The sequence below is a fragment of the Microbacterium sp. NPDC087591 genome (assembly GCF_044743625.1).
GTDB lineage: Bacteria > Actinomycetota > Actinomycetes > Actinomycetales > Microbacteriaceae > Microbacterium.
In genome coordinates this window covers 1,201,732-1,213,509 of the sequence record NZ_JBIUWU010000001.1, presented here as the reverse complement: position 1 = coordinate 1,213,509, position 11,778 = coordinate 1,201,732, and the positions used below count along the sequence as shown (strand labels likewise).

The 11,778-nt window shown below is 67.9% G+C and carries 8 protein-coding genes; 6 read left to right on the top strand and 2 right to left on the bottom strand.

The features are described 5' to 3' along the window. Positions 1-89: 89 nt before the first annotated feature. Both ACIOVG_RS05605 and ACIOVG_RS05600 read right to left on the bottom strand, forming a co-directional pair. The gene (locus ACIOVG_RS05605; protein ID WP_400869989.1) at positions 90-1,751 is read right to left on the bottom strand and encodes a glycoside hydrolase family 13 protein; all 1,662 of its coding nucleotides are present in this window, start codon (positions 1,749-1,751) and stop codon (positions 90-92) included. Positions 1,752-1,844: 93 nt separating this feature from the next. Then, positions 1,845-3,020, bottom strand: a complete 1,176-nt coding sequence (locus ACIOVG_RS05600; protein ID WP_400869987.1) for an ROK family protein — start codon at positions 3,018-3,020, stop codon at positions 1,845-1,847. Positions 3,021-3,286: 266 nt separating this feature from the next. On the opposite strand from ACIOVG_RS05600, the gene ACIOVG_RS05595 reads away from it, so the two are divergent. From ACIOVG_RS05595 to ACIOVG_RS05570, 6 genes are read left to right on the top strand one after another with little or no spacing between them, the layout of a single operon-like run. Next, positions 3,287-4,546: an ABC transporter substrate-binding protein gene (locus ACIOVG_RS05595; protein ID WP_400869984.1), complete on the top strand. Its 1,260-nt coding sequence runs from the start codon at positions 3,287-3,289 to the stop codon at positions 4,544-4,546. Then, on the top strand, positions 4,546-5,484 hold the full coding sequence (locus ACIOVG_RS05590) for a carbohydrate ABC transporter permease (protein ID WP_400869982.1): 939 nt from the start codon (positions 4,546-4,548) through the stop codon (positions 5,482-5,484). The genes ACIOVG_RS05595 and ACIOVG_RS05590 overlap by 1 nt, the downstream gene beginning before the upstream one ends. Continuing rightward, positions 5,477-6,328, top strand: coding sequence for a carbohydrate ABC transporter permease (locus ACIOVG_RS05585; protein ID WP_400869979.1), 852 nt, complete (start codon positions 5,477-5,479; stop codon positions 6,326-6,328). The genes ACIOVG_RS05590 and ACIOVG_RS05585 overlap by 8 nt, the downstream gene beginning before the upstream one ends. A 27-nt stretch (positions 6,329-6,355) precedes the next feature. Continuing rightward, the gene (locus ACIOVG_RS05580) at positions 6,356-9,559 is read left to right on the top strand and encodes a hypothetical protein (RefSeq protein WP_400869976.1); all 3,204 of its coding nucleotides are present in this window, start codon (positions 6,356-6,358) and stop codon (positions 9,557-9,559) included. Continuing rightward, on the top strand, positions 9,552-10,547 hold the full coding sequence (locus ACIOVG_RS05575; RefSeq protein ID WP_400869973.1) for a nucleoside hydrolase: 996 nt from the start codon (positions 9,552-9,554) through the stop codon (positions 10,545-10,547). The genes ACIOVG_RS05580 and ACIOVG_RS05575 overlap by 8 nt, the downstream gene beginning before the upstream one ends. Further along, complete coding sequence (locus ACIOVG_RS05570) at positions 10,538-11,719, top strand: Gfo/Idh/MocA family protein (protein WP_400869970.1); 1,182 nt, start codon at positions 10,538-10,540, stop codon at positions 11,717-11,719. Before ACIOVG_RS05575 ends, ACIOVG_RS05570 begins: the two co-directional genes overlap by 10 nt. Positions 11,720-11,778: the final 59 nt, after the last annotated feature.

Genomic DNA, 11,778 nt, shown 5'->3' with positions numbered 1-11,778 from the left:
GGCGATTCCGTTCCGGTCGCGAATGCTGTCGGCTGTCGAGAGTTGAGCGACAGTATTCGCGACCGGAAGCGGGTGGAGCAGGTGTGGTGTTACGCCTGGGTGTACCAGACGGCGGTGTCGACCGGGAGCGATGTGCCCTCGAACGGCTGGCTCTTCAGCACGACGGTCGCTCCGGCGGGGAGCTCCAGCGGTGCGCTGCCGAGGTTCGCGACGACGTGCACGTCACCGCGGCGGAAGGCCACGGCGTCGTCTCCGGCATCCTCCCAGATCAGCGAGCCGGAGCCGAAGCCGTGCGCGCGGCGAGCGGCCAGCAGCTCCTTGTAGAGCGAGAGGGTCGACGTGGGGTCGGCCTCTTCGACGTCGCGGGCGTAGGTCGCCCACTCCGCCGGCTGCGGCAGCCACGACAGGTTCGTGGTGTTGAAGCCGAACGCCGGAGCATCCGCTTCCCACGGCAGGGGCACGCGGCAGCCGTCACGGCCGTAGCGCTCGTGCTGGGTGCGGAACCAGGTCGGGTCCTGACGGAACTCGTCGGGGATCTCCATCGCCTCGGGCAGGCCGAGCTCCTCACCCTGGTACAGGTAGGCGGAGCCGGGCAGCGCGAGCATCAGCGTGGTGGCCGCGCGGGCGCGGGCCAGACCGATCGCGGTGTCGGGCTTGTGCGGGGTCTTCGGGCCGATGCCCTCGCCCTGCGGGTTGTCCGCCGTCAGCGCGAGGCGCGAGGCGTGGCGCACGACGTCGTGGTTCGAGAGCACCCAGGTGCTGGGAGCGCCGACGGCGCCGAAGTCGTCGAGCGACTCGCGGATGACGTCGCCGAGAGCCTTCGCGTCCCACGGGGTCATCAGGTACGGGAAGTTGAAGGTCTGGTGCATCTCGTCGGGGCGCACCCAGAGCGCGGTCTGCTTCAGCGTCGGCATCCACGCCTCGCCGCACAGGGCGCGGTCGCCGTCGTACTCGGCGAGCACCTTGTGCCAGTCGCGGTAGATGTCGTGCACGCCGTCCTGACCCCAGTACGGCACGTTCGCCTCGCCGCCGCCCATGGAGTCGGCGTCGGCGGGAGGCGTGTAGTCGGGCAGCCCCTCGGCCTTGATCATGCCGTGGGCGACGTCGACGCGGAAGCCGTCGACACCCCGGTCGAGCCAGAAGCGCAGGATGGAGCGGAACTCCTCGCGCACCTCTTCGTTGTTCCAGTCGAAGTCGGGCTGCGTGGCGTCGAAGATGTGCAGGTACCACTGACCGGGTGTGCCGTCGGCCTCGGTGATGCGCTGCCACATGCCGCCGCCGAACACGGACTCCCAGTTGTTCGGCGGGAGCTCGCCGTTCTCGCCCTTGCCGTCGCGGAAGATGTAGCGCGCACGCTCGGGGCTGCCCGGGGCGGCCTTCAACGCCTGCTGGAACCAGACGTGCTGGTCGGACGAGTGGTTCGGGACCAGGTCGACCACGACGCGGATGCCGCGGGCGTGTGCCTGCGCCAGCATCTCGTCGAAGTCGGCGAGGGTGCCGAACAGCGGGTCGACGTCGCGGTAGTCGGCGACGTCGTAGCCGGCGTCGCGCTGCGGGCTCGTCATGAACGGGCTCAGCCAGATCGCGTCGACGCCGAGTTCCTGCAGGGAGTCCAGGCGGCTGGTGATGCCCGGCAGATCGCCGATGCCGTCACCCGACGCGTCCGCGAAGGAACGGGGGTAGATCTGGTAGATGACGGCGCTGCGCCACCACTCGGAACCGGGGGCTGCGATCTGCTCAAGCTGTGCCATGGGAACAGGTTAGTGCAAACGCTTACATGGTTGCCAGGGCGGGGATCGAATCGGTTCGATTTTCGTGTTCCCCTCCGCGCGCCCTCAGCATTCTCAGGTGGTCAGGATCCCCCGGGAAGGGGAGGGGAACCGCGTCTCCTGTTGCACGGAGGCGAGCAGCTGGGACTCGATGGCATCGAGCGCGATCCTGACTGCTCCCATCGCGACGGACTCGTCGCCCAGCGTCGACAGCACGACGCGCGGTGCGTGCGGGTGCAATCGTTCGATATGCGCACGGACAGCGTCGAGGATGACGTCTCCGCCGCGCGAGATGCCGCCGCCGAGCACGATCAGTTCCGGGTCGACCGCGAGCGACATCGCCACCACGCCGGTCGCGATGCTGCCCGCGAATCCGTCGAGTGCGGCGAGCGCCAGCGGGTGCCCTTCGCGTGCCGCGAGGAACATGGCTTCGCGGGTGGGTTCGACGCCGCTGCCGGCGAGCGCGGCGACGTGATTCGGGGCGTCGGCCCAGCCCAGCTGGGGGAGTGCGCCGACCAGGCCGGACCCGCCGCTGTGGCCGCGATACAGGGAGCCGGCGAGCAGCATTCCCGCGCTGGTCCGATTGCCGGAGAGGATGTAGACCACGTCCTGCGCATCCTGCGCGCTGCCGCGCCAGTGCTCCGCGATGGTGCCGAGGTTGTTGTCGCTCTCGACACGTACCGGCACACCCCACCGCGAGGAGAGTGTCTGTGCGAGGTCGAGGCCGAGCCATCCGGGAAGACCGTTGCCGCCGTACCGGGTGACGGTGCCTGCGGCGTCGATCACACCGGGCGAGCCGACACCGGCACACCAGACGGCGTCGGCATCCACGCCGGCCAGGGAAAGGCACTCCTCCACGACCGTGGTCGCGAGGTCGAGGCGGTCGGTGGCGCTCGCGTCTTCGTCGACGGGCGCCTTGTGGGACGCGCGGAGTTCGCCGTCGAGGTCGGCGACCGTGCCGAGGATCTTGTGCACGCCGATGTCGACACCGACGACGTACCCCGACTCGGCGGCGAAGCGGTAGCTCCGCGCGGGGCGGCCGGGGCGGGCGCTCGCGGGGGCGTCGGCGGGCGCGATCCAGCCGAGTTCCCCGAGGTCGCGGATCACGTCTTCGACGGCGGTGCGTGAGATGCCTAGATGGTCAGCCAGCGTCGACGTCGTCTGATGACCGTCGCGGATGCCGAGGAGCGCAGCGTGCGTGTTCATGCGCCTCAGCAGCGACCGGTCGCCGGAGCGTGATGTCGTCGTCATGGTCTCCCGAACGTAGAGGAGTGGATTTTCACGTGAAGTTTGGTTAGTCATCGTAGCGCGCGCCCGCAGCGGATCCACCCTTGACGGATCGGTGTCGAATTTCGTGCTTGACAGCGATCTGCGCCGTCGTTTAATTTTAATGCCAACTTGGATTATTATATAGCCAGATGTCATCCAGGTGTGCCGAAGTCGTCACCGCTCGCGCACGAATGCCGTACCCCCTCGCACCCGAGCAAAGGAATCAGCAGACAATGAACCGTCAGCGCATGACCGCGAGCGCCGTCGCCGCCGTCTCCGTCCTCTCCCTCAGCCTGGCAGGTTGCGCCTCCGGCGCCGGGCCTGCCGCCGAAGGCGGAGAGAGCACCATCAACTACGTGATCTGGGACGCGAACGCCCTGGAGCCCTACAAGGACGTGATCGCCGCGTTCAACGAGGAGCACCCGGAGATCACCGTCAACATCCAGGCGCTGCCCTGGGACCAGTACTGGACCAAGCTGCAGACCCAGGCGTCGAGCAAGACACTGCCCGACGTGTTCTGGATCAACGAGCCGAACGCGGGCCTGTACGCGACCAACGGCGCGCTCGCCGCGATCGACACCGCCCAGGGATTCGACCCCGCGAACTTCCCCGAGGCGTCCATTCAGAGCTACACCTTCGACGACGAGCTCTACGCAGCGCCCACCGGGTACTCGACGATGGGCGTCTGGTACAACACCGACCTCTTCGACCGCGCTGGTGTCGACTACCCGGCCGACGGGTGGACGCAGCAGGACTTCGTCGCCGCGGCCACGGCGATCAGCGATGCGCTCGGCTCCGAGGGCGTCTTCGGCGCCGCCGCCGCACCGTGGACCGGGCAGGAGACCTCGTACAACACGATCTACCAGTCGGGCGGCGAGGTCATCTCCGCCGACGGCACCACCTCCGGATACGACGACCCCGGCACGATCGCCGGAGTCAAGCTCTGGGTCGACCTGGCCCAGGCCGGTGTCTCCCCGTCGGTCGCGCAGATCACCGACACCCCCATCCCGCAGTACTTCACCTCCGGCAAGCTCGCCATGATGTGGTCGGGCCCCTGGAACGCGAACTCGCTGAAGGACAGCGAGATCGCAGAGACCGTCGCGGTGGCTCCGCTGCCGACCGGCGAGTCCGACCTCGTCACCACGATCCAGGGCGGCGCCGACGCCGTGTCCGCCTACTCGGAGAACAAGGAGGCCGCGCAGACGTTCCAGGCCTTCCTCGGATCGAAGAAGGCACAGGAGATGTACGGAGCCGCGGGGCTCGGCATCCCCGCCTACAACGGTGTCGCTTCGAGCTTCACGGACGCCTTCCCTCAGTGGGATCTGTCGCTGTTCAGCGACCAGGCGGAGCACGCGGCACCGTACCCGGTGTCGCTCAACACCGCCGCCTGGAACGCGCTCGAGAACGAGTACCTCACCAAGGCGTGGACAGGGGAGCTCACGGTCGAGGAGGCCTGCACGCAACTGGCCGCCGCGATGAACGAGGTGCTCGCCGCCGAGCAGAAGTGATGACCACCACCACAGCGAGTCGCGAGCGGGTGGTGGCTCCGGCCACCGCCCGCCCCGCGCGGCGCACGCGCAAGTACGACGGCATCTGGCCGTGGATCTTCCTCGTGCCGATCCTCGTCCCCCTGGCGATCTTCTTCATCTGGCCGCTGCTGCGCACGTTCTACTACAGCTTCACCACCTGGGGCTTCTTCGGCGACGTCAGCTGGACCGGGATCGACAACTACGTCCGCCTGTTCAGCGACCCCGACTTCGCCCTCGCCCTCGGCAACACCGCTATCTACACGGCCATCGTGATGCTCAACGTGCCGATCGCCGTGTACCTCGCCGCGCTCATCAACCGGCCGGGACTGCGCTTCAAAGGTCTCTACCGCACGCTCTACTTCCTGCCGGTGGTCACCATGCCGGTCGCGGTGGCGATCGTGTGGCGGATGCTCTACAGCGGCGACTTCGGCCTCATCAACGCGTTCCTCGGCCTGTTCGGCATCCCGGGTCCGTACTGGCTGTCGACGCCGGGGCTCTCGCTCGTGGCCGTCGCGATCGTCGGCATCTGGTTGTCGCTCGGCTTCAACATCATCGTGTTCAGCGCGGGGCTCTCCAGCATCCCGCCTGACCTGTACGAGGCGGCATCGATCGATGGCGCGAGTCCCGGTCGCCAGTTCCGCAGCATCACCCTTCCCCTGCTCACCCCGACGATCTTCTTCATCAGCGTGCTGACGCTGATCGGCGGATTCCAGGTGTTCGACCTGATCTTCGTGATGCTCGGCACCGGCCCCAACGCCGCTCGTTCGCAGACGCTCGTCTACTTCTTCTACAACGAGGGCTTCCTGCAGAACGACAAGGGCTACGCGACAGCGATCGGCGTCGTGATCATCGTCATGATCGCCATCCTCACCGCCATCCAGTTCCGCCTCCAGAAGAAGTGGGTGCACTATGAGTGACCGCAGCGTGCAGAACCGTCGGGGCCAGCGCACCGGCCGGCACCTCGGAGCACACGCCGTGCTGCTCGTCGGCGGCGTCGTGATGGTGTCGCCGTTCATCTACCAACTGCTGGCCACGTTCATGACGAACGGTCAGATCACCTCGGTGCCGCCGACGCTGTGGCCGACGCACTGGAACCTCGACAACTACATCGGCGTCTTCACCCAGATCCCGTTCCTGCGGCAGATGCTGAACACGGTCATCATCACCGTGCTGACGACGGTCGCCACGCTCATTCTGTGCGCGCTCGGCGGCTACGCCTTCGCCCGCATGCGCTTCTTCGCGAAGGGCCCGCTGTTCGCGATCGTGCTGTCGATGCTGATGGTGCCCGGCACGCTGCTGCTCATCCCGCAGTACCAGACGGTGCAGAGCTTCGGCTGGCTCAACTCGTTCGCCGGCATCGTGGTCCCCGGCCTCGTGAACGCGTTCGGGATCTTCATGATGCGGCAGTTCTTCCTCGGTCTGCCGAAGGAGCTCGAAGAGGCCGCGCGACTCGACGGGGCGAACCCCGGCCAGGTGTTCTGGCAGGTCATGCTCCCGCTGGCCCGCCCGGGGCTGAGCGCCCTCGCGATCCTCACGGCCCTCGCGTCGTGGTCGTCGCTGCTGTGGCCGCTCGTGATCGTCAACAGTCAGGACATGATGCCGCTCGCCGTCGGGCTGGCGTCGTTCACGGGCGAGCACGGCTCCGAGTACCCCTCGATGCTCGCGGCAGCGCTCATGGCGATGCTGCCGATCATGATCCTGTTCCTCGTGATGCAGCGTCGCGTCATCGAGGGCATCGCCTTCTCGGGTCTCAAAGGCTGAGACCCACCCCTTCGAAAGGACAGCTCGATGAAGAGACGTACGTTCCTCGGTGTCATGACCGCACCCCTGCTGATCGCGCTCGTCGACGGCAACGCCCGACCGGCATCCGCCGTCGCGGGCACCGGCAGCTCCGTGCATCCGCTCACCACGACGTCGGGGCGGCCGACGTTCCGGGTGGGGACCCATCGCGGCGCTCCCTGCCTCTTCGTCGATGACGCTCCGCGCTTCCCGATGTACCTGTTCGAGCAGGAGGTGTCGGTCGCCGACGGCCAGACCTTCAGCGATGCCGGCGTGGAGTTCTACTCGTTCATCGAGAAGGAGAGCTTCCTCGACCTCGGGTGGACCGGCGCAGGTACGCAGAACTTCGCGATCATCGACCGTGTGATGCAGACGTTCGAGGATCATGTGCCGAATGGTTACGCGCAGCCGCGGATCCACCTGTGGGCGCCCCCATGGTGGCTCGACGCCCACCCCGACGACGTGGTCGACTATGCGATCGACCCCGGAACGGCCGCCATCCCCCGCGACGCCTCCTTCGCCTCGGCGACCTGGCGCACGGAGGCCGGTGCGAAGCTCCGCGCGATGGTGCGGCACATCCTGGACGGACCGCAGGGCGACCGGACCATGGGCATCACGCTCGCCGGCGGGCTCTACGGCGAGTGGCTCTGCTACAACGCGGAGTACCTGCCAGACACGAGCGAGGCCATGCGCACCGCCTGGATCGGGCATCTCAAGACGAAGTACGCGAACAGCGTTGCGCAGCTCCGTGCCGCGTGGGACGACCCGGCCATCACCTTCGACACCGTGGTGATCCCGGGCACAGGGGAGCGGCGGGAGACGGCGAACGGGCTGTTCCGTGATCCGGCCGCGTCGCGCCGCGTGCTGGACTACTACGAGAGCCATCACCAGGTCGTCGTGGAGGCCATCGACCACTTCGCCTCGATCGTCAAAGACGAGAGCGACGGCACGCTTCTCACCTCCGTCCTCTACGGCTACACCCCTGACCAGGGGTACATGCCGCAGGAGCAGCATCACCGCGCGGTCGCCGCGCTGCACCGGCTCGACTCCGTCGATCTGGTCACCTCGCCGCACTCCTACTACCGCCGTGCTCCCGGTGATGACGGCGCCTACCGCACCTATACCGAGAGCCTCGCGCTGCACGGCAAGCTCTTCATCGACGAGGCAGACGACCGCACGCACCTCGCGCAGAGCCCCATCCTGTTCATCTACGCGACCACCATGGCCGAATCCCTCGGCATCATCCGTCGGGCGTTCGGTCAGGCTGTGACCCACGCCACGGGCATGTGGTACATGGATCACTCCTCGGGACTCTGGTACGCCGATCCCGCATTCGGGGCGGAGTTCGCGAAGCTCAAGCACTGGGGCGACTACTCGATGAACGTCTCGCGCGCCCGGTCTTCGGAGGTCGCCGTGATCAGCGTGCCGACCGCCGAACTCGTGCTCGGCGGTGAGACCGACACGACGGCCAAGCTCTACGAGGGCCCTTCGCTCGGCAGCCGCCAGGGCATCGGCGAGCTGAGCCGCGCCGGTGCCCCGTTCGACCGCTTCACGATCGACGACCTGGTCGACGGGCTCGTCCCCACGCACTACAAGGTGTACGTGTTCCCCGACGCGTTCCGGCTGAACGCCGCCCAGCGGGCTGCCATCACCGCGCTCAAGTCCGGCGGCCGCACGCTGGTCTGGGGGTGGGCGCCCGGGTACGCGGGAGACACCGGGCTCTCGAAGGCCGACGTCGAGGCGCTGACCGGGTTCAGCCTCACCCAGGTCAACGCCCCGACAGCGTCGCCGCCCGATCCGAGCACCCCGCTGGACAGCGAGGACTTCGAGTCCGGCAGCTTCGCGGGCACCGGGTACTCCGCGGGCGCGGGTGGCACCGCCGGCTCGATCATCACGACCGCCGGCCAGGTGATCGGCGGAACGCGATCGGTCAAGGGCAGCGCGCCGGCGACGACCGATTGGCACGAATACCTCTACACCAAGCCCGCATCGATCCCGCTCGAGGCCAACGCCACCTACCGGGTGAAGTTCCGCGGGCGCACCATCACCGCCCCCGGAACCGGCGCCTACTTCTACTTCGTCGCCCGCACCGGCACCGGAGGGGTGCCGCAGGACGTCGGCTCCAACCAGTGGAGCGACGCACCGGGCGGGGTCTACACGAAGGAGTTCGAGTTCACGCTCAAGAACTACAGCGACTACTACCTGATCTGGGGCATCCACGACGGCGGCGAGGTCGTGGTCGACGACATCACCATCACGAAGGTCAAGAACGCCGGGCTCCCGCCGATGAGCTACCACCTCGACTCGTCGGCATTCCCCGGGGTCACCGAGACGTTCGGCGGCGAGATCGCCCTCGAACCGCTCTTCCTCCCCGCCGGGAGCGGGTACACGACGCTGGCCCGCTCCGTCGAGGCCACGCCGCGCCCGGTGATCGCGAAGAAGGCGTTGAGCGGATGGACGTCGGTGCTCGCGAGCACGCCCCCGATCCCGTCGCCCGTGCTGCGGAAGCTGTACGGCGAGGCCGGCGTGCACGTGTACACGAGCGGTGACGACAACCTCGAAGCCAATGCCTCGTGGATCAGCCTGCACGCGAAGACCGCAGGAACGAAGACCGTGACGGTGCCTGCCGCCGGGCCCCTGTACGACACGGGGACGGACACCCTGATCGGCCTGTCGGCGACCACGGCGACCTTCACGATGGCGAAGGGCGACACCGTGCTGCTCGCGCGGAGCAACCCGCTCGTGCACGGTGGCGTGCTCTTCGGATTCGAGACCGGGTCGTTCGCGACGAGCCATTTCACCGGTGGGTTCGGCGGCACGTACGGCACCATCACGAGTGTGCCCTCCCAGGTCATCTCCGGCACCCGTTCCGCCTACGGCGCGGCACCGGCGACGACGGACTGGTACGAGTTCCTGTACTCGAACCCGACGACGATCGCGCTCGCCGCCAACGCCTCCTACACCGTCGACTTCGTGACCAAGACCGGTGCCGCGCCCGGAAGCGGCGGCAACTTCTACTTCCTCGCCCGGTCCCAGGCTGCCGGATCCCCGAGCGATCGGGGAGTGACCGAATGGACCGACCCGGTCGGCACCGTGCGCAAGAGATCCGTGACGTTCACGACCGGCAACCACACCGACTACCGCCTCATCTGGGGCCTGCACAATGGAGGGGCGCTCTCTGTCGATGACATCCTCATCTCGCGCAATGACTGACCACCGGCATCACCCCGTGCCGATCCTGATCGAGACCGACCTCTGCGACGACGTCGACGACGCCGGGGCCCTCGCGGTGGCGCACGCCCTGGCCGACGACGGCCGGGTGCGGATCCTCGGCATCGGGATCAACACCTCAGGGCACTGGAGCCACAGCGCCGCGCGGGTGCTGAACGGCTACTACGGGCGCCCTGAGCTGCCCGTCGGCATCCTGCATCCGACCACGGATGCGATCGGGCCGGAGGACTACGCGCGAGCGATCAGCCGCATGCATCCGTCCACCGCCACCCCCCAGCGGATGCCGCCCGCGGTCGACGTGCTCCGCGAGGCATTGGCGGATGCCGATGACGGATCCGTCACTCTCGTCTCGATCGGCTACTTCGGCAACCTGGTCGCACTGCTGGACTCCGCTGCGGATACCGTGGCATCCGCCTCGGGGCGCGAGCTGGTGCGCGCCAAGGTCGCGCGGACGATCGTGATGGGCGGTGTGTTCGGGCGGCGGGCCAAGCCGGAACAGGGCGCGGAGCCGATCGCGGAGACGAACTTCGCCCACGATGTCGGCCAGACCGCGAGGTTCCTCGGGGAATGGCCAGGACCGATCAACTTCGTCGGATGGGAGACCGCCGCCGACGTGATCACCGGACGCACGCTGCCGCTGACACAGGGCGACGACAGCCCGGTCGCGATCGCCTACGCGCTGCACAGCGGCAAGGGCACTGGTCGGCCGAGCTGGGATCTGCTCGCCGTGATGCTGAGCGCGTCCGAGCTCGAGGGGCACGTCGAGTGGAGCGAGCCGGGCACCGTCGCCGTCGACGACATCGCCCGAACACTCTGGACGGCATCCGCAGACGGCCACCACCGCTATGCGAAGGTCATCTCATCGGCCGGACAGATCGCCGACATCATCGACGACCACCTGGGGCGTCCGCCGCGCCAGCCGGTCAGAAGCATCTCCGCGAGCACGAGCGAGGTCGACGTATGGTCCTGAAGATCGGAGTGGCCGGCGCGGGATCGCGTGCGGAGCTCGCCACCTACATCCCGCGGTTCGGCGCCGAGATCGTCGCGGTCGCCGACCCCGAGCCGCGGGGAGCCGAGCGGGCCGGAGAGCTGTTCGGGGCGTCGGTCACGGTCGTACCCGACCATCGCGCGCTCGCCGCGTTCGATCTCGACGCGGTGTTCGTGCTCACTCCCGATCACACCCACGCCGACGTGGCCGTCGACCTGCTCGAGGCCGGGATCCCCGTGTATCTCGAGAAGCCGATCGCGACGCGTCTCGACGATGCCGACCGGATCCTCGGCGCCGCGTACGGGAGCCGTACGCGTCTCGCGATCGGCCACAACATGCGGCACATGCCGATGGTCCGCCTGATGAAGGAACTGATCGACCAGGGCACCATCGGCGAGGTCAAGACGATCTGGTGCCGGCACTTCATCGGCCACGGTGGGGACTTCTACTTCAAGGACTGGCACGCCGAGCGCGAGAAGACCACCGGCCTGCTGCTGCAGAAGGGCGCCCATGACATCGACGTCATCCACTGGCTCGGCGGTGCGCCCAGCACAGACGTCGTCGCGATGGGCGACCTCATGGTCTACGGCGCGATCGAGGACCGACGTGACAATTCCGATCGGATGATGGGTACGCTCGCCAGCTACGACAACTGGCCCCCGCTCGCGCAGACGGAGCTGAATCCGGTGATCGACATCGAGGACGTCTCGCTCATGACGATGCGACTCGACAACGGCGTGCTGGCCAGCTACCAGCAGTGCGCGTTCGCTCCCGACTACTGGCGCAACTACACGGTGATCGGCACGGAGGGGCGCCTGGAGAACTTCGGCGACTCCGACGGCGGCGTCGTGCGCCTGTGGAACCGTCGGTCGGAGTACAACGGACGCGGTGACCACGACTACGAGATCCCGCTCGGCGAGGGCACTCACGGCGGAGCCGACCTGGCGATCGTCGAGGAGTTCCTCGGGTTCCTCCGCGGCGAGAGGCGCCTGGCGACCTCACCTGTCGCCGCGCGTGACAGCGTCGCGGCGGGGATCGCAGCGACCATCTCGATCCGTAACGGGGCGGCACCACAGCAGGTGTCCGAACTTGACCCGGCGATCAGGGCGTACTTCGACGGAGGTCAGCGCGACGCGGCCGTGCGCGCGGGCTGAGCATGACCATCGAACCGGTGTGTCCGGGAGTAGTCTGACCGCACCGATTCGAGGAGGAA